Origin of the sequence: Pseudoflavonifractor sp. AF19-9AC, assembly GCF_003478995.1 — a bacterium.
GTDB lineage: Bacteria > Bacillota > Clostridia > Oscillospirales > Oscillospiraceae > Lawsonibacter.
Genome location: NZ_QUGI01000003.1, coordinates 235395 through 258419 on the forward strand (window position 1 = coordinate 235395; position 23025 = coordinate 258419).

At 57.7% G+C, this 23025-nt stretch carries 20 protein-coding genes, 1 tRNA gene and 1 riboswitch; of the genes, 11 read left to right on the forward strand and 10 right to left on the reverse strand.

The window, feature by feature from the left end; all coding sequences use genetic code 11:
* Window positions 1–45 precede the first annotated feature (45 nt).
* Window positions 46–720 (forward strand): YoaK family protein, encoded by a 675-nt coding sequence (locus DWX58_RS06715; protein WP_118642247.1) that lies wholly within the window; start codon window positions 46–48, stop codon window positions 718–720.
* A 60-nt stretch (window positions 721–780) separates the two neighbouring features.
* Here DWX58_RS06715 and DWX58_RS06720 read toward each other — a convergent pair whose 3' ends face one another.
* The 7 genes from DWX58_RS06720 to DWX58_RS06750 form a co-directional block, all read right to left on the reverse strand.
* Window positions 781–2049, reverse strand: a complete 1269-nt coding sequence (locus DWX58_RS06720; RefSeq protein WP_118642249.1) for a folylpolyglutamate synthase/dihydrofolate synthase family protein — start codon at window positions 2047–2049, stop codon at window positions 781–783.
* 28 nt (window positions 2050–2077) lie between these two features.
* Window positions 2078–2953, reverse strand: a complete 876-nt coding sequence (locus tag DWX58_RS06725) for a bifunctional 5,10-methylenetetrahydrofolate dehydrogenase/5,10-methenyltetrahydrofolate cyclohydrolase (RefSeq protein WP_118642251.1) — start codon at window positions 2951–2953, stop codon at window positions 2078–2080.
* Window positions 2954–2985: 32 nt separating this feature from the next.
* Window positions 2986–3585, reverse strand: coding sequence for a HutD family protein (locus DWX58_RS06730; RefSeq protein WP_118642253.1), 600 nt, complete (start codon window positions 3583–3585; stop codon window positions 2986–2988).
* Between the two features lie 24 nt (window positions 3586–3609).
* Window positions 3610–4158 (reverse strand): folate family ECF transporter S component, encoded by a 549-nt coding sequence (locus DWX58_RS06735; RefSeq protein ID WP_118642255.1) that lies wholly within the window; start codon window positions 4156–4158, stop codon window positions 3610–3612.
* 51 nt (window positions 4159–4209) lie between these two features.
* Window positions 4210–4305, reverse strand: a riboswitch (THF riboswitch).
* A gap of 67 nt (window positions 4306–4372) precedes the next feature.
* Entirely contained in the window at window positions 4373–5011 is a 639-nt protein-coding gene (locus DWX58_RS06740) for a cyclodeaminase/cyclohydrolase family protein (protein WP_118642257.1), read from the reverse strand.
* 32 nt (window positions 5012–5043) lie between these two features.
* Entirely contained in the window at window positions 5044–5958 is a 915-nt protein-coding gene (ftcD, locus tag DWX58_RS06745) for a glutamate formimidoyltransferase (protein ID WP_118642259.1), read from the reverse strand.
* A gap of 241 nt (window positions 5959–6199) precedes the next feature.
* Window positions 6200–7105, reverse strand: a complete 906-nt coding sequence (locus tag DWX58_RS06750) for a LysR family transcriptional regulator (protein ID WP_118642261.1) — start codon at window positions 7103–7105, stop codon at window positions 6200–6202.
* 148 nt (window positions 7106–7253) lie between these two features.
* On the opposite strand from DWX58_RS06750, the gene DWX58_RS06755 reads away from it, so the two are divergent.
* The 3 genes from DWX58_RS06755 (at window position 7254) to DWX58_RS06765 (ending at window position 11043) form a co-directional block, all read left to right on the forward strand.
* Complete coding sequence (locus DWX58_RS06755) at window positions 7254–9275, forward strand: urocanate hydratase (protein ID WP_118642263.1); 2022 nt, start codon at window positions 7254–7256, stop codon at window positions 9273–9275.
* Between the two features lie 74 nt (window positions 9276–9349).
* Complete coding sequence (gene hutI / locus DWX58_RS06760; protein WP_118642265.1) at window positions 9350–10576, forward strand: imidazolonepropionase; 1227 nt, start codon at window positions 9350–9352, stop codon at window positions 10574–10576.
* Window positions 10577–10605: 29 nt separating this feature from the next.
* Complete coding sequence (locus DWX58_RS06765) at window positions 10606–11043, forward strand: Lrp/AsnC family transcriptional regulator (protein WP_118642267.1); 438 nt, start codon at window positions 10606–10608, stop codon at window positions 11041–11043.
* Window positions 11044–11228: 185 nt separating this feature from the next.
* Here the strand turns inward: DWX58_RS06765 and DWX58_RS06770 are convergent, their stop codons facing one another.
* Window positions 11229–12905, reverse strand: a complete 1677-nt coding sequence (locus DWX58_RS06770; protein ID WP_118642269.1) for a formate--tetrahydrofolate ligase — start codon at window positions 12903–12905, stop codon at window positions 11229–11231.
* Between the two features lie 922 nt (window positions 12906–13827).
* Here DWX58_RS06770 and DWX58_RS06775 point away from each other — a divergent pair.
* Window positions 13828–13904, forward strand: a tRNA-Pro gene (locus tag DWX58_RS06775).
* A 322-nt stretch (window positions 13905–14226) separates the two neighbouring features.
* On the opposite strand, the gene DWX58_RS06780 is transcribed toward DWX58_RS06775, so the two are convergent.
* Together DWX58_RS06780 and DWX58_RS06785 are read right to left on the reverse strand one after the other, a co-directional pair.
* On the reverse strand, window positions 14227–14640 hold the full coding sequence (locus DWX58_RS06780) for a YjdF family protein (protein WP_118642271.1): 414 nt from the start codon (window positions 14638–14640) through the stop codon (window positions 14227–14229).
* Window positions 14640–15176 (reverse strand): PadR family transcriptional regulator, encoded by a 537-nt coding sequence (locus DWX58_RS06785; RefSeq protein WP_118642596.1) that lies wholly within the window; start codon window positions 15174–15176, stop codon window positions 14640–14642. The genes DWX58_RS06780 and DWX58_RS06785 overlap by 1 nt, the downstream gene beginning before the upstream one ends.
* Window positions 15177–15454: 278 nt before the next feature.
* On the opposite strand from DWX58_RS06785, the gene DWX58_RS06790 reads away from it, so the two are divergent.
* From DWX58_RS06790 to DWX58_RS06815, 6 genes are all read left to right on the forward strand, one after another.
* Window positions 15455–15811 carry a BlaI/MecI/CopY family transcriptional regulator gene (locus tag DWX58_RS06790; protein ID WP_118642273.1) on the forward strand — a complete coding sequence of 119 codons (357 nt, stop codon included), beginning with the start codon at window positions 15455–15457 and terminating at the stop codon, window positions 15809–15811.
* A 4-nt stretch (window positions 15812–15815) separates the two neighbouring features.
* Window positions 15816–17330, forward strand: a complete 1515-nt coding sequence (locus DWX58_RS06795) for a M56 family metallopeptidase (protein ID WP_118642275.1) — start codon at window positions 15816–15818, stop codon at window positions 17328–17330.
* Between the two features lie 387 nt (window positions 17331–17717).
* Entirely contained in the window at window positions 17718–19205 is a 1488-nt protein-coding gene (locus tag DWX58_RS06800) for a PIG-L family deacetylase (RefSeq protein WP_118642277.1), read from the forward strand.
* A gap of 34 nt (window positions 19206–19239) precedes the next feature.
* Window positions 19240–20331 (forward strand): glycosyltransferase, encoded by a 1092-nt coding sequence (locus DWX58_RS06805; protein WP_118642279.1) that lies wholly within the window; start codon window positions 19240–19242, stop codon window positions 20329–20331.
* Window positions 20328–21869, forward strand: coding sequence for a hypothetical protein (locus DWX58_RS06810; RefSeq protein ID WP_118642281.1), 1542 nt, complete (start codon window positions 20328–20330; stop codon window positions 21867–21869). Before DWX58_RS06805 ends, DWX58_RS06810 begins: the two co-directional genes overlap by 4 nt.
* The gene (locus tag DWX58_RS06815; protein WP_243093294.1) at window positions 21856–22995 is read left to right on the forward strand and encodes a phosphodiester glycosidase family protein; all 1140 of its coding nucleotides are present in this window, start codon (window positions 21856–21858) and stop codon (window positions 22993–22995) included. Before DWX58_RS06810 ends, DWX58_RS06815 begins: the two co-directional genes overlap by 14 nt.
* Window positions 22996–23025 lie beyond the last annotated feature (30 nt).

Sequence of the window (23025 nt, forward strand, 5' to 3'; positions counted from 1 at the left end):
CCGCAGCGCGGCGCCCTGATTTTTGCGTGAGAGGGGACAGACCACATGAGAAAATATCAGACCTCGGAGTCCCTGCCTGTGGGCCTGCTGCTGGCCCTGGCCGGAGGCATTCTGGATTCCTACAGCTACCTAAACCGCGGGCAGGTCTTCGCCACTGCGGAGACGGGCAACCTGGTGCTGCTGGGCATCAACCTATCCCAGGGGAACTGGCAGCAGGTACTCCACTATCTGCTGCCCATTCTGGCCTTCGCCGCCGGTGTCCTGGCCACCGAGCTGCTCCGCCGGCAGTTGGGGCCCAACGCGGGGCACTTCCATTGGCGGCAGCCAATTCTGCTCACGGAGTGCGCGGTTCTGGTGCTGGTCTCCTTCCTGCCCCAGGGCGGCTTGGATCCTGTGGCCAACATGCTCATTTCCTTCACCAGCGCGGTACAGATCGAGAGCTTCCGAAAATTCCACGGCTGCGCCTGTGCCACCACCATGTGCACCGGCAACCTGCGCAGCGGCACAGAGCATCTGTTCCGCCACCTCACCGTACCGGAGAGCCAGTCCGCTCCCAAGGCGATGCTCTATTATGGACTCATTCTCTCCTTTGTCTGCGGCGCAATTCTCTGCGGCCTCATCTCCCCCTGGCTGAAGGGCCGGGCTGTACTGCTGGCCTGCATCCCCTTGCTCACTGCCTTTGGTCTGATGTTTCGCTCCCAGCGCATGGAAAACGCCTGAAAAAAGCCTCCGGCCTGTTGGCCGGAGGCTTTTTTATTTTTTAATTCAAATATTTCAGGCTCAGCAGAGGCCCAGCAGATGGCGCACCTCGCCAATCATATAGAGGGAACCGCAGGCACACACCACGTCCTCCGGCCCCGCCAGCGCCAGCGCCTGTTCCAGACCCTGGGCCGTAGTCTCACAGGGCTGGGCCTGGGCGCCCAGGCTTTTCAGATAGTCCGCCAGCTCCTGCGCGGTGAGGGCCCGGGGGCTGTCCGGGGTAATGGTGACAAAGGACTTGGCCAGGGGCAGCATCTCCCCCACCATGTCCGGATAGTCCTTGTCCCCCAGCACGCCGGTGAGAAAAATGATCTTCTTCCCGGGATACAGCTCCTCCAGAGCGGTATGCAGGGCCGCCATGCACTGGGGATTGTGTCCGCCGTCCAGCAGCACGTCCGGGCTTCGGCGGGCAAGCTCCATACGGGCGGGCCACACCGCCTTCTGAAGGCCCAGCGTCACTGCCTGGTCGTCAATCTTCCAGCCCCGGGCCTCCATGGCCCACACCGTATCCAGGGCCACAGTGGCGTTATAGAGCTGGTGACGGCCCAGCAGAGAGATGTGGTAGGGGCCCTTTCCGCGGTAACGGAAGGTATGGCCGTCCCGGCCGGTTTCCAGCACCTCCAGGGTGTCGGGAGCGGTGATGGTCAGAGGACAGCCTGCCGCTTTGCAGGCCCCCTCCACCACTTCCTCCACCTCACGGCTCTGGTGATAGAGAACCGCAGAGCTGCCCGGCTTGATGATGCCGGACTTCTCATGGGCAATAAGGGCACAGGTGTTGCCCAGCTCCTGGGTGTGCTCCAGGCCGATGTTGGTGATCACAGCCACCTCAGGGGCGGGAATCACGTTGGTGGAGTCCAGGCGGCCGCCCAGACCCACCTCCAGCACCACAATGTCACAGCCCGCCCGCAGGAAAAACTCCATGCCCAGCGCGGTCATCAGCTCAAACTCGGTGGGAGGATCCTCCATGCCCTCGCCGGCCTTCAGGACTAGTTCTCCCAGCTCGCCCAGCAGCTCGTCGGAGATGGGCACGCCGTCCACCTGGAACCGCTCGTGGAAGGTCCAGAGGTGGGGCGAGGTATAAAGTCCGGTCCGCAGCCCGGCCTGGGTGAGGACGGAGGACACCATGGCCGCCGTGGACCCCTTGCCGTTGGTGCCGGTGATGTGGACAAACTTCAGCCGCTCCTGGGGATTGCCCAGCCGTTCCAGCAGCGCAAAGGTGCGGCTCAATCCCGGCTTGCGCCCGGTCCATGCCCGCTCGTGAATAAGATCAACCGCTTGCTGACCTGTCATACAATTTACTCCTTCCTTCGCGCTCCTGTTACAGCAGCGTCTCAGTAATCCCCTGGGCCCGCAGGGCAGCCTCCACCGTGTGGGCAGAGAGCACCGTGGAGGTTACGGCGCCCACGCCTCCGGGCACGGGGGTAATGGCGTCCACAATGGGCTCCACCGATTCAAAATCCACATCTCCGTGGAGCTTTCCGTCGGCACCCGGGCTGACACCCACGTCCACCACTACCTGGCCGGGATGTACATGGGCACGGCCGATGAGGCCGGCCTTACCTGCCGCCGAGATGATAATATCCGCTCCCTGGCACAGCTCACGCAGCCGCGCAGGGTCGGTGTAGATGTTGCAGGCGGACACGGTGGCCCCCTGATTCATCAACAAGATGGCAGTGGGCATACCCACGGTAACGCCGGTGCCCACAATGACCACGTTTTTCCCCTTCAGCTTCACCTGGTAATGGCGCAGAAGCTCCAGACAGGCGGAGGCAGTGCAGGGCGGAAAGCCCGCCATACCCTGAAAGACCAGGCCGCCCATGGAGGTCCCTGTCATGGCGTCAATGTCCTTCTCCGTGGCCAGAACGCCCAGTACCTCCGGAGTGTTCAAATGGGCAGGCAGCGGACGGAAGAGAAGGCAGCCGTGAATGCGGCTGTTTCCGTTGATCTCCTCCAACACCCCAGTCAGCTCCCGGGCGCTTACATTCTCAGGGAGCAGCGTTCTGGACACCGCCACTCCCAGGGACTGGGCCCGCTTGGTGGCGCCCCGCTCATAGCTCACATCCGCAGGCCGGGCACCTACCCGAACGATCCCCAGGGTGGGCGTCACCTCCTGCTCCCGCAGCAGGGCCACCCCCCGAGCAATCCGTCTGCAGAGATCTTCACTCACCGGCACGCCGGACAGCAGCTTCGCCATGGGCTTTCCGCTCCTTTCCCTGTCTCGCTTCTTCAGCGGGTATAGATTACAGCCATCATCAGCTGAGCGCCCTGTGCGCTCTCCAGCCGGATGGGCTTGTCCTCCGCCTGGCGGCACAGCAGGAACTGGCCGGCCTTTACGGTCTTTCCATCCTCGGGCAGGTTCACCTCGCCCTCGCCGCAGTAGATGGCAAGGGTGCGGTTCTGAAAGCTCTGAGGCGCGGAAACCGGAGCCGTCCAGCTGAGGGCCGCTCCCGCCGCCAGCGTCAGCGCCTGGAGGGCGCCCTCGCACTGGCCCTTGCGCAGCATCAGGTTAAAATCGGTGCACTGTCCCCAGGACTCCACGGGCACGCCCCCGTCGAAGGAGTACACCTGATAGGGGACCAGAGAGAAGCGCTCTCCCTCCCCCACCTTCATATCCAGGCCGCCCTTCAGGGTGGCGATGAGACGGTTATAGTCGGGCAGAGGGGTGAAATCCGAGTGCTCCAGCTCCACACCGGCAGAGCTGAAGCGCCACAGGAAATCCCGGTCGGCATACACCGCTCTCTCCGGCGCGATGGCCAGCTGGGTGGTGGTACCGCCCGACCAATTTGTGGTCACATAGTCCTCTTTGGTAAGCAGGGTCCATTCCATAGTAAGACTTCCTTCCCTCAGCGTTTAGTTCACGGCCAATCCATTGCGGCGCAGCACCTTCATCAGGGGGATGGCGAGGGCGGCTACAATCAGGGCAACCACAATATCCTTGGGCAGGCGGAACACCACACTCCCGAAGACCATGGCAAAGGTATAGTAGTGGTTGATGAGGCTGTCCAGCCACAGAGCCAGGGTATTCATGCACCCGCTGACCAGCGCGCCTCCAATGCACGCGCCATAGCAAAGGCCGATTTTGTCCTCCAGATGTCCGCCCTGACGCTTCACGCGGCCCGCGACGATCCCCACCACCAGGGCCCAGCCCACGGGGGGCCAGATCCAGATAATGGTGGTGTGCATCAGACCCATGGTGAGCAGCTGGCTGAGAAATTCGCCCACCAGGGCCACCACAAAGGCTCTCTCGGTACCCAGCAGCAAAACAGCCACCACCACGGGCAGAGCCACAAAGGTCAGCTTCCAGTTTGCCAAGTGGATGACCAGCGTCATGCTCAGCAGCACATACACAGCGGTCAGAATGGCCATCTGACACAGGACCTTGATATTCAGTTTTTTCATAAAAAATACTCCTTTCATGGCGTGTTGCCATGAAAGGAGCAAGCTCCCCATGGCAGCGGACGCGACACAGCAACGCGGGCTTCTCGTCCCTTCGTCCACCGGCAACCTCCCATCCGATGGCACTTAACGCACTGTACCTACTCTGTCAATGCTTATTCAAATGAAAAAGGGGGCGGCGCCGGCAGGCGACCTGCCGGCGCTCACCCCGGAAAAATTACATCTGCTCCAGAACGTTCTGATAAATCTGATCAGCCAGGGGCAGAGCCTTGGCCAGCATGGCCTCGCCCTTCTTGCGGTAGTCCTCGGCCAGCTCCTTGTTCTTCAGGGAGCCGATGTTGATGAGGACGTTCAGCCAGGCGCCCTGGATGGCGGCGCGCAGGGACAGAGCGGACACGCCCAGGTCGCTGGCGGCGCTGTCGTTGGTCTTGCCCAGCAGGGAAGCGGTCAGCTCCAGGGTCTCGGTGGCCAGCTCCATCATCTCAAAGGGAGTGGCGGTGCAGCCCTCCAGGCCCTTCTGGATGGCGGCGGAGCGGGCAGCCTTCTCCTCGTCGGTAGCCTTGGGCATACCGAAGGCGGCGGAAACCACGTTGAAGGCCTCGGTGTCGCGGTCCATCACGTCCACAAAGCGGACCTTCAGGTCGGTGGCCTTCTTCTGGCTCTCAATGACGAACTCCTGATACTCGGCATACTTCTCCTTGCTCTTGCCCACAGTGGTCAGGCCGCACACCATGGCGGTGAGGGCGGCGCCCAGGGCACCCTCCAGAGCAGCGGCGGAGCCGCCGCCAGGGGCGGGAGCGTCGGAGGCCAGCAGGTCAACAAACTCAGCAGTCTGCAGCTCGGCTAATTTCTTCATGTCGTTCTTCTCCTTTTCGTTCCGTTTTATTCTTACTTCATGTCCAGGAGGTGATACTCCATGATCTGGTTGTGGCAATCGAAGTCCTTGGCCTTCAGATAGAACTCAGCGCAGTCGATCATGGCCTTAGCAGGAGTCAGACCCACGATCTCGCTGTCGATGATGTAGGTGCCGTAGCGCTCAGCCAGGGACTTGACCATCTCATAGACAACGTACAGGGGGGTGTCCTCATAGTTGACCATGTTCATGGAAACCTGGGCGATGCCGCGGTCCTCCATCATGAAGCCCATGGCCTTGCAGCTGCGGAAGCCGCCGGAGGAACCACGGATGACCTTGGCGATCTTCTTGGCGACCTCGACGTCGGAAGTGGCCAGGTTGATGTTGAAGGCAACCAGGGGCATACGAGCGCCGATGGCAGTGATACCGGCAGTGGGGTGAATCTTCCGCTCGCCGTAGTCGGGAGCCCAGTCGGGCTGCAGCAGCTTCTCGGGCATGCCCTCGAACTCGCCCTTGCGGCAAGTAGCCAGGTTGCGGCGCTCGGGACGGGTAGCGGAATCCTCATACAGGAAGGAGGGAACCTTCAGCTCGTCCCAGATGCGCTGGGCCACGCGCTTGGACAGCTCCACGCACTCCTCCACGGTGACGTCCTTGGACTGGGGAACGAAGGGGATCACGTCGGTGGCGCCCATGCGCTTGTGCTCACCCTTGTGCTTGTTCATGTCGATGCGCTCAGTGGCCACCTTGGTCAGGCGGAAAGCCACTTCCTCAATGGCGCTGAGTTCGCCGATGAGGGTGAACACGCAGCGGTTGTGGTTGCCGTCGGTCTGGGCATCGAACAGGGTGCAGCCGGGCACGCTGTTGGCAGCCTCCACCAGGGCGTTATAGGTAGCCTCGTCCTTCTCCTTGCTGCAGCTAAAGTTAGGGATGCACTCTACGAGCTTAGCCATGTCTGATTCCTCCATAATTTATTGTTTTTTCTGGGATGCTCCCAGGTGTTCACAGAAAAGCTGCTGTCCTTTCGCCGCGAAGGCGAAATGTCACAGTCGCTCTTTATAGCTCCATTTTAGTCCAAGCCTGCCCTTTCGTAAATGACTTCTATTACCCATTTTTCTTCCCGGGCTTTGTTTCGTTAAGTGGATGCCAGTTTTTCACTTAACGAAGGAAAGGCAGTTTTTTCGTTCCTGCCGCCTACCCCTCCTTTCCGGGCTCTTTTTGGTCTTGGAACATGGAAATGAACTGCATGACACAGTTGGCATAATAGATGTTGCCGCTCCATACCAGCATGGGGTAGGAACGGGCCGTTACCCCCTTCAGCTGCTTGGTATAGAGATTTGAATTGGGCTGGGTCTCCACGATGGACCGGGGCAGATAGCTGATGCCGAAACCGGCCTGAACCATCTGCATGGCCATGGGGGTATCGTAGCACTGGCAGACCGTGTTGGGCGTAAACCCCCTGCGCTGACATTCATTGATTAAGTGGGAACTGTAACCCCACATATCATCGCTGCGCAGAAGACACATGGGCACTCCCTCCAGCGCCTCGATGGGAATGGTGTCCAGCTCCGGTGCCGGATCCAGCTCCCGGGACATCACCAGCTCCAGAGGGTCCTCGCCCAGAATCTTTTCGTGGAGCTGAGAGATCTCCTCCGTGGGATTGCGGAGAAACAGCACGTGAAGGTTTCCTTTGTTCAGATCGTCCAGCAGGTCCTTGGGCGATCCCAGACGGACATACAGCTCCACATGGGGGTATTTTTCGTGGTACTCCCGCAGATAGCCCATCACCACCGGGATGTTGGAATAGATGATTCCGATCTTTAAAAGGCCCCGGAAGCCCTCGTTTACGTCCCGGACGCTGTCAATCATCATCTGGAAATTCTGGAACATGTGCTGGCTCTGCTGATAAAGGCTGCGCCCTGCCTCGGTCAGTTCCACACCCTTATTATTGCGCAGAAACAGGCACACCCCCAGCTCGTCCTCCAGCAGGGCGATCTGCCGGCTGATGGGCGGCTGGGCCACATGGAGGATCCGGGCGGCCCGGGAAATGCTTTTGGCCTCAGCCACTGCGGAAAAATACTCTAACTGTTTGAAGTTCATGTTTTGCCATACCTTTTCAGTATATCTAATATATAATACAAGTACTTTTCATTATAGCATATTTCGGTTAAAATACAATCATAAGGAGAGCGGATTTGCCCCACAAATCACGTTTCTCACAAAAAAATATTTTTTAGGGGGAAGTACCATGATTGGCAACGTTAACGACGCGATGACCATCAAGCTGGACTACGAGCTGCCCGAGTACCCTGAGTTTGACCCTCAGTACCGCCGCGCTCCCCGTCGTGAGTCTCACCTGAGTGAGGCCGACAAGGCTCTGGCCATCAAGAACGCTCTGCGTTACATCCATCCCGACCATCACGAGCAGATGGCCAAGGAGTTTGCTCAGGAGCTGGAGGAGCACGGCCGTATTTACGGCTACCGCTTCCGTCCTGTCGGCAAGCTGTACGGCAAGCCCATCGACGAGTACAAGGGCGTGTGCATTGAGGGCCGCGCCATCCAGGTTATGATCGACAACAACCTGGACTTTGACGTCGCTCTGTATCCCTATGAGCTGGTTACCTACGGTGAGACCGGTCAGGTGTGCCAGAACTGGATGCAGTATCGCCTCATCAAGAAGTACCTGGAGGTTATGACCGACGAGCAGACCCTGGTGGTTATGTCCGGTCACCCCCTGGGCCTGTTCCACAGCCACAAGATGGCCCCCCGCTGCATCATCTCCAACGGCCTGATGGTCGGCACCTTCGATGATCAGAAGAACTTCAACCGTGCTGCTGCTCTGGGCGTTGCCAACTACGGCCAGATGACCGCCGGCGGCTGGATGTACATCGGTCCTCAGGGCATCGTGCACGGCACCTTCAACACCCTGCTGAACGCCGGCCGTCTGAAGCTGGGCATCCCCCAGGACGGCAACCTGGCCGGTCGTCTGTTCGTCTCCGCCGGTCTGGGCGGCATGTCTGGTGCTCAGGGCAAGGCCGCTGAGATCGCCGGCGCTGCCTCCATCATCGCCGAGGTGGACGACTCCCGTATCGAGACCCGTTACACCCAGGGCTGGGTCAGCCACCGCACCGACAGCCTGGAAGAGGCCTGGAAGATCGCCAAGGAGCACATGGACGCCAAGGAGCCCTGCGCTGTCGCCTACCACGGCAACGTTGTGGACCTGCTGGAGTACCTGTACGACAACAACATCCATGTCGACCTGCTGTCCGACCAGACTTCCTGCCACGTGCCTTATGACGGCGGCTACTGCCCCCAGGGCCTGACCTTCGAGCAGCGCACCGAGATGCTGGACAAGGATCCCGAGGGCTTCGCCAAGCTGGTTAACAAGACCCTGCAGCATCACTATGAGATGATCTGCAAGCTGCATGACCGGGGCACCTACTTCTTCGACTACGGCAACAGCTTCCTGAAGGCCGTGTACGACACCGGCATCAAGAGCATCTGCAAGAACGGCGAGAACGACCTGGACGGCTTTATCTTCCCCTCCTACGTGGAAGACATCCTCGGTCCCTGCCTGTTCGACTTCGGCTACGGTCCCTTCCGTTGGTGCTGCCTGTCCCGGAACCCCGAGGATCTGGACAAGACCGACGCCGCTGCCGCCGAGTACATCAAGGCTCACAACCGTCGTTATCAGGACTACGACAACTATGTCTGGGTCCGCGACGCTAAGAAGAACAAGCTGGTTGTTGGCACCCAGTGCCGCATCCTGTATCAGGATGCTCTGGGCCGCATGAACCTGGCTCTGAAGTTCAACGAGATGGTCCGCAACGGCGAGATCGGCCCCGTCATCCTTGGCCGTGACCACCACGATACCGGCGGAACCGACGCTCCCTTCCGTGAGACCTCCAACATCAAGGACGGCTCCAACATCATGGCTGAGATGGCCACCCAGTGCTACGCCGGCAACGCGGCCCGCGGCATGAGCTACATCGCTCTGCACAACGGCGGCGGCACCGGTATCGGCAACTCCATCAACGGCGGCTTCGGCATGGTGCTGGACGGCTCCGAGCGCGTGGACACCATCCTGAAGATGGCCATGCCTTGGGACACCATGGTCGGTGTTTCCCGCCGCGCTTGGGCCCGCAACGAGAACGCTCTGACCACCGTTGCTGAGTACAACAAGCTCTACGAGGGTCAGGACCACATCACCCTGCCCTACATCGCTGACGACGCCGTTGTTGAGGCTGCTGTCAAGACCATGAAGGGCTAATTCACCCAAACCAAATAACGAAAAAAGGAGGGGGCGTGCCATCACGCCCCCTCCTTTGGAAAGGATACGATCGCATGAGTAAATTACTGCTGACCAACATCGGCATGCTGGCTACCCCCCAGGGCAGCGCGGCCAAGAAGGGCCCTGAGCAGGGCGCGATCCAGATCCTCAAGGACGCCTGGGTCCTGGTGGAAGATGGCGTCATTGCCCAGGTGGGCACCGGTGCTGCTCCTGCCGTGGCTGACGCCAAGGTAGTGGATGCCGGCGGCAATCTGGTCACCCCCGGCCTGGTGGATGCTCACACCCATCTCATTTTCGGCGGCTGGCGCCAGAACGAGCTGGGCATGAAGCTCCACGGCAAGACCTATCTGGAGATTCAGAACGCCGGCGGCGGCATCCAGTCCACCACCAACGCCACCCGCAAGGCCTCCGCTGAGGAGCTGACCGAGAAGGCTGCCAAGGCACTGGACGAGATGATGGGCTTCGGCGTCACCACTTGTGAGGCCAAGAGCGGCTACGGTCTGGCCACCGAGCATGAGCTGAAGGCCCTTCAGGTCATCAAGAATCTGAACGACCGCCACCCCATGGACATCGTCCCCACCTTTATGGGTGCTCACCTGGTTCCTGCTGAGTACAAGCAGAACCGTGAGGAGTACATCCGTCTGGTGTGCGAAGAGATGATGCCCGCCGTGAAGGAGCAGGGCATTGCCAAGTTCTGCGACGTGTTCTGTGAGGCGGACACCTTCACCGTGGAGGAGTCCCGTCAGGTGCTGGAGGCCGGCCTCAAGTACGGCCTGCGTCCCAAGATCCACGCCGACGAGATCGAGGCCATCGGCGGCTCTCAGCTGGCCGGTGAGATCGGCGCCATTTCTGCCGAGCACCTCATCGTCTGCCCCCCCGAGGGCATCGAGAGCATGGCCAAGGGCGGCGTCATTGCCTGCCTCCTGCCCGCCACCAGCTTCAATCTGGGCGCTGTGTTTGCTCCTGCCCGTGACATGGTCAACGCCGGTGTGCCCGTGGCTATGGCCACTGACTTCAACCCCGGCTCCTGCCCCTGCCTGAACCTGCAGTTTGTCATCAATCTGGGCTGCCTGAAGTACAAGCTCACCCCCGAGGAAGTGCTGACCGCTGTTACCCTCAACGCCGCCGCTGCCATCGATATGGCCGACAAGGTGGGCTCCGTGGAGGTTGGCAAGCAGGGCGACCTGGTCATCTGGGATGCCCCCGACCTGGACTACATCTGCTACCGTGTGGGCAGCAACCTGGCCAAAACTGTCATTAAGCGGGGCGAGCTGATCTAACGCCGTCCCCAGTAAGGGAGGGAACCGGCATGGACCGGACCGATTATCAGATCCTCAATATACTCCAGATGGATTGCCGGACCACCCTGAAGCACATCGGCGATCAGGTGGGTCTCACTGCCCCCGCGGTCTCCGAACGGGTGCGCCGGATGGAGGAAAAGGGCGTCATCCGGAATTTCCGGATCGAAGTAGACCGGGAACGCCTGGACTGCAGCATGACCGGCTTTATCTTTGTGGCGGTGGAGCCGGAAAAGTACAGCACGTTCTGCGACTTCTGTCAAAAGACCCCCGCCATCGTCAGCCACTATCATGTGATCGGAGTATTTAACGCCCTGCTGCGTTTTGCGGTACGGGGCACCCGCGAGCTGGATGAGCTTCTCTCCTCCATCAAGCGGTACGGAGATTCCCAGACCTCGGTGGAACTCAAGACCTACTTCGAGACCAAGGAAATTCCCCTGCCCGACTAACTTCTCCGCAGCAGCATTTCTGGATGGAATGGATTTTTAAGGACCCGCCAGCAGGCGGGTCCTTTCTTTCTAGCCCCTCTTCTTTCCCTAACCGGCAAACAAGAAAACCCCGTATGGCCAACGGCCATACGGGGTTTTTCTATTAGAGGGGGTCGAAGAGTAAAATCCTGATATGATTGGTTTTCTTAGAACAGGCCGGTGATCTTGCCGTTCTCGTCGATGTCGATGCGCTCGGAAGCGGGCACCTTGGGCAGACCGGGCATGGTCATGATGTCGCCAGTCTTGGCAACCAGGAAGCCAGCGCCGGCGTTGACCTTGACCTCACGGATGGTGATCTTGAAGCCGCGGGGAGCGCCCAGCTTGGTCTGGTCATCGGAGAAGGAGAACTGAGTCTTGGCCATGCAGATGGGCATCTTGTCGAAGCCCAGGTCGGTCAGCTGCTGGATCTGCTTCTTGGCAGCGGCAGTGATCACGACGCCGTCAGCGCGGTAAACCTTGGTGGCAATGGCGTTGAGCTTGTTCTCAATGGTGTCCTCAGCGTCATAGACGAACTGGAAGTGATCGTTGGTGGTATCCTCAGCCAGGCGGATAACCTCCTCAGCCAGGGCCTTGCCGCCCTCGCCGCCCTTGGCCCAAACCTCGGACAGACGAACGTTGACGCCCTGCTCCTTGCACTTCTCCTCGACCATCTTCAGCTCGGCCTCGGTGTCGGTGGGGAAGGCGTTGATGGCAACCACGCAGGGCAGGCCATAGACGTTCTTCACGTTGTCCACGTGCTGCAGCAGGTTGGGCAGACCCTTCTCCAGAGCCTCCAGGTTCTCGTTGTTCAGCTCAGCCTTGGGCACGCCGCCGTGATACTTCAGGGCGCGGACGGTGGCAACGATAACCACGGCATCGGGATGGAAGCCGCCGGCACGGCACTTGATGTCCAGGAACTTCTCAGCGCCCAGGTCAGCAGCGAAGCCGGCCTCGGTGACGGTGTAATCGGCCAGCTTCATGGCAGTCTCGGTGGCCTGGATGGAGTTACAGCCGTGAGCGATGTTGGCGAAGGGGCCGCCGTGGATGAAGGCGGGAGTGTGCTCCAGAGTCTGGACCAGGTTGGGCTTGATGGCGTCCTTCAGAACGGCAGCCATGGCGCCCTCAGCCTTCAGGTCATGAGCAGTGATGGGCTTGCCGGCGCGGCTGTAAGCCACAACCATCTTGGCCAGACGCTGCTTCATGTCGGCCAGGCCGGTGGACAGGCACAGAACGGCCATGATCTCGGAGGCAACCACGATGTCGAAGCCGTCCTCACGGGGCACGCCGCTGGCCTTGCCGCCCAGACCGCAGACGATGTGACGCAGCTGACGGTCGTTCATGTCCACCACGCGCTTCCAGGTGATCTGGCGGGTGTCGATGTCCAGAGCGTTGCCCTGCTGAATGTGGTTGTCAATGAGGGCGGAGAGCAGGTTGTTGGCGATGCCGATGGCATTGAAGTCGCCGGTGAAGTGCAGGTTGATGTCCTCCATGGGAACAACCTGAGCGTAGCCGCCGCCAGCAGCGCCGCCCTTGACGCCGAACACGGGGCCCAGAGAGGGCTCACGCAGGCAGACGATGGTCTTCTTACCAAGCTTGTTCAGGGCGTCGGCCAGACCCACGGAGGTAGTGGTCTTGCCCTCGCCGGCGGGAGTGGGGCTGATAGCGGTCACCAGCACCAGCTTGGACTTGCGGGGCAGGTCCTTCAGGGCGTGGATGTCCACCTTGGCCTTGTACTTGCCGTAGTTCTCCAGCTGGTCCTCGGAAATGCCGATGGACTTGGCAACCTCAACGATAGGCAGCATAGTGGATTCCTGGGCGATCTCAATGTCGGTCTTGAAACTCATAAATGACGCCTCCTCTAAAATATGTGGATGTAACATTGTGCTCTTCTTTCGGTCGGGAGACCGATTGGGCTTTTCTATGGCATTATTGTACTCCGGCCCCCCGGATTCGTAAATGACTTCTGTTTTCCGTTTTCAAATCTCAGCTTTATTTCGTTAAGCGAACCCTCCCATCCACTTGCGGGATAAAACCGCCCAGTCTGTTGTGAATCCCTTCCTTGCCATCATCTCAAAAAATTGCAAAAATTTCAAGAGGGATTTTACCATTTCATTGACATTTTACACAGTGTCTTTGTATATGACCTTAGGAAACAATGCGTGGCCTATATAATAGGCTGATGGATTCGTACTTGTTCTCCCACCCTCCTATTAAATGAAAGGCGGCTGCATCATGACCATTTTGCTGCCCAAGAAATAGGCCTCCCCTTTTCTCATGCTCCGACTGTACTCCTTTATATCGCCTTCTCCCAGTTTAGCATCATCCCTTCAGGCAGTTATATCTGGAGCGTCCACTCCAAGCGGGCGAGATTCAAACAACGCGCTCGCGCTTCATCATCGCTACCTATATGCCGGAGCACGGCCTACCGTCGGATGGGAGTGTGATTGCCCCCGACTTCTGTTGGGCCGTAAAATGCAGCTGCTTTTGGGATACTGACAGGACACTTGAACTGGACCACCGTCTATCTCAACAAGTTCTAAGCCGAATTCTGGAGCTGCAGATGTGCTCACACGGAACATTGCCGGAAACAACGCTTCCAATTTATTCTGTTTTTAATGGTATTTTTGTCCTTTTCCTCCGATTTTTCCAACTATTTTTTCAGCTGACAAAAAAATAAAATTTTTTTGAAAAAACCCTTGCTTTTTCTTTTGACCTATGCTATTATGTTAAAGCTGTCTGAGATACAGCGACAAAAACAAAAGATTTCCGGGTGTGGCGAAGTTTGGTATCGCGCTTGAATGGGGTTCAAGAGGCCGCTGGTTCGAATCCAGTCACTCGGACCAAAAGTCCGTATTCCGCAAGGAGTACGGACTTTTTCTTTTTCCTGCATGCCGGAAACCAGCAGCCTCTTGGCGCCGAGGACGCGCGAAAATTGGCGCCGCTGGACAGGAAAGCGGAACACCAGTCCATCTGCAGCTTCAAATCCAATCATTTAGAGAAAAAAGGACATCCGAAAGGGATGTCCTTTTATTTTTGATTCTGCCGCCCAGAGGCCTCTGCCCTCCCCTCCGGTGATTGAAGCACAGCGGACTGTGCATCCGTTCGTGTCTTTGCAAGAGCGTTTTGTGTCTGCGCATCTGGTCGTTTTCTGCATTGTTCTCCCGTTCAGTGACCCCGATGCTTGTCCCGCTTTTTCTGCTGGCGCAGTTCATATTGCCGTTCTTTTTCTGCTTCCCGCTGTTCACGGCTTACGGCTTTCCGCTCCAATTTGTTCTGTTCGTGCTGCAATTTCAGAGCCTGTTGCGCCTTTGTCCCCATCCCGCGCTCCTGCAGGCTGCTGCGGATCTCCCGCTGCATCCGTTTGGGATTGATTTTTGGTTCCTCAACGTCTTTCGCTTTTATGGGAGAACTGAATTTCAACTTGCTCCAGTTTTTGAGCAGAAAATCCCACACCTCATAGTCCTTAGGCTCCGCCCCAAATGTAATTTTACAAACCTCATATTGATTGGAGTCTATGCGCTCATAGACCCCAATCCAAAATGGATGTTCAAAGAATACCGTTAAGGTACTCCGCATCATTACTGGGCGTTCCCCTCTTCGGAAAACTGGGCCGAAAAAGAATCCAGCCATTCTAACAGCGCCTGATACAGAAGACGCTGCTGATCAAAGATCGTCCGGCCCACCAGGGGAATGTCCGCGTATTGCTGCGCATATCCCTCGTTTTTCTCCATGGAGGTCAGAATACTGTCCCGCAGCTTATGAACAAGCGCTTGGGCATGGGACCGATCCATTTTGTTGAGGTTTGTAATCACCACATCGAAATCAAAGGTAAGCGACACGTTCTGCCCAGCGATGGTGTCCATCAACGTTTCAAAGTAGGCTTTTCCGGCATCGGTAATCGAATAAATTGCCTTTTCCGCAAATCGCTCTCCTTTTACTATATCGCTCGCAAGATAGCCCTTCTCCTTCAGCTGGAGCACTTTTTTGTAGACTGATGGAACGCTGATTTTTGTCCAACGGGAAAAATTGTGGTATTCAATATCCTTTTGAATGTCATAGGCACTTTGAGGCTTTTCCAATACCATCCCAAGAATCACCAGGTCAATGGACGACACAAACATCATCCTCCTTTGCTATAAAATATAATACTATATTTTATAGTAAAAGTCAACGAAGAAACGACGAACAAGTCTCGCCCCCCCATGGGAACCACGTTGAAATCCCCAATTGGTTCCGGAAAGTGCAATCAATAAGGCTAAAACTCGAGGTCATTTCTCGCTTTGCCGCAAAAATCGTTCAAGAAGCAATTGACAAATTGGTTTACTGAATGTAAACTTTAATCAGAAGGTTTACACGTAGTAGACTCACGCTGTATATGATGGAGGAAATAAATATGGCTGATATGAGATTGGGTGCGGTAGAAACCCGTTTTGCTGATTTGATATGGGAAAATGAGCCCATATCTTCCGGCGAATTGGTGAAACTCTGTGAAGAAAAGCTGAGCTGGAAAAAATCAACTACCTATACAATTCTGCGCAGATTGTGTGAGCGAGGCATTTTCTCAAACGACAAAGGCACGGTCACTTCGCTGATCTCCAAAGATGAGTTTTATGCCATGCAAAGCGAGAAGTTTGTTGCAGACACATTTGAGGGGTCTTTACCGCGGTTTTTGGCCGCCTTTTCGACGCGCAAAAAGCTATCGGATGCCGAAATCAATGAACTGCAAAAGTTGATCGATGAAATGAGGTGAGCGTATGCCGTTGCGTACCGTTTTTTCTGCCGTACTCAATATGTCAATCACCGCAAGCATTGCCATTCTTGTCATATTGTTGGCAAGAATGATGCTGAAACGGGCACCTAAAATTTTTTCCTATGCACTATGGGCCGTTGTACTGTTCCGTTTGCTTTGTCCGGTATCGCTGACAGCGGAGTTCTCTCTGATGGGGCTCTTTCAAGCACCAACCACAGACACAGGCAGAATTGAATATGTTTCTTTGCTGGAGTCCAACGCAGAAGGGCCGGCAGGCAAAGTGGATGTCCCCGCCTCCGATCTTGATCAAAACGCAGGCAGCCGTGTGGAACCGTCGGAGGCCCGAGCAGCTGGCTCTGTTGATGTTCTGGTATCGATTGCGAGCATTGTCTGGATTTGCGGTGTCGGGGCAATGGTGACGTTTCACCTCCTTCAACTGATACAATTCCGCCGCAAATTAGTCGTCTCCATCCCTTTACAGGACAATATTTACCTTGCAGATTACATTCCCACCCCCTTTGTGATGGGCCTGATCCACCCCAAAATCTATTTGCCTTCCGCAATGTCCGATGCCGAGCAATCCTATATCATTCAGCACGAAAAGCATCACATTCGCAGATGCGACCATATTGTAAAGCTGCTCGCTTTTGCGGCCGTATGCATGCACTGGTTCAATCCGCTTGTTTGGCTGGCCTTTGCTCTGTCCAGCAAAGATATGGAAATGTCCTGCGACGAGGCAGTGATGAAGCAGATGGGTCGAGATATCAGAGCGGACTATTCCTCCTCTTTGCTGCAATTCTCCACCGGGAAAAGAGTGATCCTTGGCACGCCCCTTGCCTTTGGGGAGGGAGATACAAAGGAAAGGATTGAGAACATCATGAAGTACAAAAAACCAACCATTATGATGGTCGTGTTGGCAGTGGTTGTATGCGTTGGATTGACGGCCTGCCTGTCCTCCAATCCTCAATTCCGAACGGAGAAAAATGACCTTGGCTCTTTGCAGGAAGAAGACATCGGAAAGACGCTGAGCGAATTAAAAGAGGAGCATCCTGAGGGTGAACTGATTGTGAGGCCAGACGGTCTCCCAGGCAGTGCTGCGATCTGTTTTGGAGAACCGGAGGCGGAATATAGCCACTACTTTTTCGAAACCCAGAGCGGTAACGCGGAAAAGGCCATGAACGAGCTGGAAGACCAGCTGACATGTGCCGGTTTTCTTACCACAGCAAGCATACTTTTTCCGGATATGGAAGAGGAAATGTCCTTTGAAGAGTTCTTCTCTTTGATCGGTGTAGACGACTATGAGTACTTGGTAGGAGAAGAGGTAATTAGTGGAGAAGGTTGGTTAAGATTTACATATCATGGTATGGAAGTAATGGTGAACACAAATGAAGCCACTGCAAACGGCGGCTGGAATTTCACAGGAGCCGAAATTGTGAAGCGTAATGCTCCGGTGTCTGTTGTAGACCCTGAACGATCAAAAGCCAATCAGAACTTAGCGGATGCGGTTATGTTTGATTGAACGGGGGCATAAAAACAAATTTTTCAATTGGCACACACATGTTTGCGGGATTGACGCAAAGAAAACGTCGGCCGCATCAACAAACCAGGCGGGAACATCATTTCAGATGTTCCCGCCTCAGAATATCTGCCGCTTCCGGACCTTTTCTTCCCTTCTATAATAAGGCTCCCAGCCTTCTCCTCTGCTCCCGTTTCTGGAACCGACAAATGGAAGCAGAGGGAATTTTTTATACCAGTCACTCCTGCCGCTCCATATACTTTACCGCAGAACATTTTAAATTTAATTTAAGCTATTGTTTTTTTCGACAGTTTGTGGCATAAACATAATGATAGGAAATTTTCCGGTTATCAAATAAGCGGGATAAGCAAGTAAAAGGAGGCAACGGGTATGCGCTGGATCGTCCGACGGATCGCAATACTGTCCATCCTGCTGGCCTGCTGCACCCTCCCTGCCCTGGCCGCGGAGGCACAATACGGGGATGCGTTGATGGAGGCCGAGGGCTTTTCCCGCTCCGGCAATCTGTACGACGGCAGCCGAACCAACTACGCCTCTGCCGACGGCCCCGCCACGGTGACTGTTACCCGGGAAGGCGGCATTGCCGGTCTATATGTCGAATTTGATCGAATCCCCCAGTCCTGGACTCTCACCGCCCCTGAAACAGGCGAGAGCCTGTCCTGCGGGACCAACGGCTTTCTCCATGAATATGTGGACATGGCAGATTTGGGGGACGCTCTGCCCACACAGGTCGTCCTGGAATTTGACCAGGGCGCGTCCATTGGAGAGATCTACGTCTTTTCAGAAGGAGAACTTCCGGACTGGGTGCAGCGGTGGGAGCTCCCCTGTGAACAGGCCGATCTGCTGCTCATCTCCTCCCACTCCGATGACGAGCAGCTGTTTTTTGCCGGAATACTGCCCTATTACACTCTGGAACGGGAGCTGAACGTACAGGTGGCCTACGTGGTGCAGCACTTCGAGGCCAACGGCGCCGCCGACCACACTCGCCCCCACGAGCAGCTGGACGGCCTGTGGACCGTTGGGGTGCGCCACTACCCGGTTATGTCCCAATTCCCCGACCTCTACGCCGAGTCCTCAAACCGGGAGGCAGCCCTGTCCCAGGCCCTGTCTGTCTATGAGCGGGCGGGCTACACCTACGAGGACTTTGTAAACTATCTGACCTGGTGCATCCGCCGTTTCCAGCCCCTGGTTGTGGTGTCCCACGACCAGGACGGGGAGTACGGCCACGGGACCCATGTACTGTGTGCCGACGCTCTGGGAACCGCCCTGACCCGGGCGGCGGACCCCACCTACCTTCTGGCCACCGACGAGGCCTATGATCCCTGGCAGGTGGAAAAGACCTATCTGCACCTCTACCCGGAGCAGCAGATTACCATGGACTGGGACACTCCGCTGGAGAGTCTGGGCGGGAAAACACCCTTTCAAATGACCCAGGAGGGCTTTGCCTGCCACAAGAGCCAGCACTGGACCTGGTTCTACCGCTGGATTTATGGCACCTCCTCCAGGCCCATTCAAAAGGCGGCGGACATCACCAGCTATTCCCCCTGCCTTTACGGTCTGTATGACACCAAGGTGGGACCGGATGTGGTGGGCGGCGACTTTTTTGAGAACATGCCCTCCTACGCCCAGCGGGCCCAGGCGGAGGCGGAGCGGCTGGCTCAGGAACAGGCCGAGGCGGAACGCCAGGCACAACTGGCCCAGGAACAGGCCGAGGCCGAGCGCCAGGCCCAGCAGCAGCTCCAGGAGGCGCTGGAAGCCCAGCAACGGCTGCGGACGATGGTCAAGGCAGGCGTGCTGGTTGTCTGGGTGTGTGTGATGATTTTAATTGTACGTCAGGTTCTCCGGCGCAGAAAGCGCTGAGGGAAACCGATGGGATAAGGGAGAGCGTATTGGTATGCATACGGTTACGGTGATTATTCCCGCGTACCGACCGGATGAAAAGCTGATCGGGACTCTGGAGGGCCTGCGTGAGGCCGGGTTTACCGATCTTCTGGTGGTGGATGACGGCAGCGGCCCGGAGTTTGCCCCCATCTTTCAGCAGGTTCAGGGGCTGCCGGGGTGCACCCTGCTGCGCCACCCGGTCAACCGGGGCAAGGGAGCGGCTCTGAAAACCGCTATGGCCTACTTTTCGGAGCACCGCCCGGAGCAGGCCGGCGTGGTCACGGCCGATGCCGACGGGCAGCATCTGCCAGGAGACATTGCTGCTGTGGCCCGGGCCATGCTGGACAGCGGCCAGGTGGTGCTGGGGGTGCGGGATTTCTCCGACCCCTCCGTCCCCTGGCGGAGCCGGGCGGGCAACCGCATCACCATCGGGGTATTCCGACTGTTTCTGGGCATGAAAATCAGCGATACTCAGACCGGCTTGCGGGCCATTCCCAGGCAGCAGCTGTCCCTGCTGGCAGAGGCAAAGGGCGATCGGTATGAGTATGAGACCAACATGCTCTTTCTCATGAACCGGTGCCGTCTCCCCTTCCGGGAGGTGCGCATCGCCTCCGTCTACCTGGAGGACAACCGCTCCTCCCACTTCCGGGTGGTACGGGACAGTTTACGCATTTACGCCTTGATTTTAAAGTATCTGTTCAGCTCCCTGGGCGCCTGTGTGGTGGATGAGCTGGCCTTTTTCCTGTTAAAACTCTTCGGCGTCTTTTCCTTTCTGCCCATCCCTACCACCTTTACGGCCGCCCTTCTGGCCCGGGTCATCTCCTCCCTGCTGAACTTCCTGGTCAACGCCCGTCTGGTCTTCGGCGGACGGGTGAACGCCGGCTCCCTGGCCCGCTATTACACTCTGGCCACCTGTCAGATTGCGGCCTCCGCCGGCCTGGTCTATCTGGCCGAGCATACACTTTCCATTACATCACCGGCTCTGGTCACCCTGGTCAAAATTGTGGTGGACACCATTCTGTTTTTTATCAGCTTCCGCGTGCAGCACAGATGGGTGTTCCGTTGGAATGAGGGCGGCCCGGAGCCGGGAAAGGACGAACCATGAACAAAAGCAAGCTGACCTTCAAGCGCGTCTACCTCATCTATCTGGCTGTGCTGGTCCTGCTGGCTGGAGCAGCACTGGGCTATGTGTACACCCTGCTGCGCCAGTACGAGGCCTCCCAGCCGGAGCAGCAGGTCTGGAAGGCGGTGGACCAGCTGGCCGTTCAGGCCGCTGACGGCACCTTTTTAAGTCTCTACGACCTGCCTAAGGCCACTCCCGGCTCCTTTGAGAAGGGCCGCGACCTGCAGAAGGAGTACCTGGCCCTCTACGGAGACCGGGAACACCTCAGCGTCGTCCGGGCCAACGGCGTCTCCCAGGGAGACACCTTGGAGTACCAGATTGAGAGCGGCGGCGTGGTGCTGGCCCGGGTAGGGCTGAAAGCGGAGGGGCCCGCCGTCACCAAGCTGGCCGTGTTCAGCATGCGGGACTGGGCCGTGGACTGGGTCCGCCCCGAGCTGGAGGCCCGCGACTACACCCTCACCGTCCCCACCTCCTTCTCCGTGACCCTGAACGGAACGCCGCTCACCGGCACCGAGGGCGACAACGGAGAGAGCACTTACACCGCCTCCGGTCTGTATCTGCCCCCCGATTTCTCCATCACCGACGAGGCAGGCACCCCCGCCCGGTACACCATCCGGGACGGGAAAGTGCTGGCCGAGTACTTTAACTATACCCTCACCCTCCCCTCCTCCCTCACCGTTCAGGTCAACGGCGAGACTTGGTCCGGAGAATCTCAGGGAACGGACCGGGTGCGCTATGTCATCACCATGCTGGACAAGCCCACGGTCACCATCTCCGACTGCTACGGCAACGAGATGAGCTACGAGGGCGGAAACAAGCTTCCCCTCACCAGTTACACCATTACCGCCGACGAGCGCTACTCCGTCCAGGTGGACGGGACGCCGGTTCCCCAGGAGGCCGTCACCCTTTCCCCCAACCCGGACTATCAGCACTTTGCCGACTATGTGGACAATCTGCCGCAGGTGTGCGTCTACTCGGTGGCAGTCCTCCGGGAGGATGCCCAGGTCACCGTGACGGACGGGCAGGGCAATCCCGTAGCCCTGGAGGAGGGCACCACCACTTACGACTTCACCTCCCCCAGCGGCGGCCTGGACGAGGTGCCCGCAGAGGTGAGCAAGCAGGTGGATGTACTGAAGGTGGCTCAGGACTGGAGTCTTTTTATGACCAACGACTTGGCCTTCTCCAAGATCAAGGGCTATCTCATTTCCTCCTCCTACCAGTACGAGGTGGCACTGAAGTACGCCAACGGTGAGGACATCACCTTTACCAGCCGTCACACCCTGATGAATCCCGCCTTTACCGACAGCGCGGTGACCAATTTCCACTGGATTACCGAGGACTGCTTCTCGGTGGACATCCGCTTTGTGAAGCACATGCGCCTGTGGTACGGCACCCCGGTGGACGACCCCATGAACGACCGGTTCTACTTTGTCCGGTACGACGACACGGCAGATGACGTGGACAATCCCACCTGGAAACTGGTGAGCATGAAGGAGATTCTGAATCATGCAGATGAATGAACAGAACATAGAACCCGTCGGCAGCCCGTCCCGTGGTGGAAAACGGGTTCAGCCCGGGGGCGAACTTTGGCGTAAAATTGGGAAGATCGCCCTGCGGGCCCTGGCCTGCGTGCTGACTCTGGCAGGCGCGCTGGTGATCACGGTACTGCTCAGCCTGCGCATGATCTGCTCCGACGCCTTCCCCACCGCCCAGCAGATGTTTGTGACCACCATTTTGGAAACCGGCCAGATGAAGTTTCTGGCCTCCTGGTTTTTAAGCCCGGAGGAGATCCAGGCTATTGTGGACCAGAACTCCATGCAGGCTCTGGACGCCCAGGTGGACTCCACCCTGATCCACATCGGCGGCAGCGGCCAGGTGGACACCGGCGGTACCGGGACAGCGGAGCAGGATATTGAAGTGGTGGAGGTGGCAGGAGCCACCTATACCGGCACCATGATGATCGTCAAGGACCCCTCCCGGGTGAGCCTTGCCACCATATACCCCTGGCGGGACGAGGGCGTTACCCTGGACCAGCTGGTAAAGGACAGCGGGGCCATCGCCGGCATCAACGGCGGCCTTTATAACTCCACCAACAACACCGGGGGACGGCCTCTGGGCGTCATCGTCTCCCACGGGGAGATTCAGTTCAACAAGCCCCACCAGTACCCCGGACTGGTGCTGGTAGGGTTTACGGAGGACCACCTGCTGCAGATCATCGACATCGACGGCATGAGCGCCGCCCAGGTGGAGGAGCTGGTCAAGAAGGAAAAGATTCGGGACGCAGTCACCTTCCAGGAGGAGGCCAGCGACACCAACAACCACTTTGTCCAGCTCATCATCAACAACGAGGCCCGGGATATGAAGGGCCAGGGCAGCGGTCTCAACCCCCGCACTGCCATCGGCCAGCGGGCAGACGGCGCCGTGCTGCTGTTCGTCACCGACGGCCGGGGCAAGTCCGGACACCTTGGCGCCTCCAGCGGCGACCTGATTTCTGTGATGCAGCAGTTCGGCGCAGTGAATGCCGCCAATCTGGACGGAGGCAGCTCCTCCTGCATGTACTACGACGGGGAGTATCTGATGCCCAGCGTGACCTTCTACTACGCAAATTCCTCCTGGAAGCTGCCTGCCGGCTTTGTGGTAAGCTGAATAAAAACCGGTCCGTGCCAAATATGCACG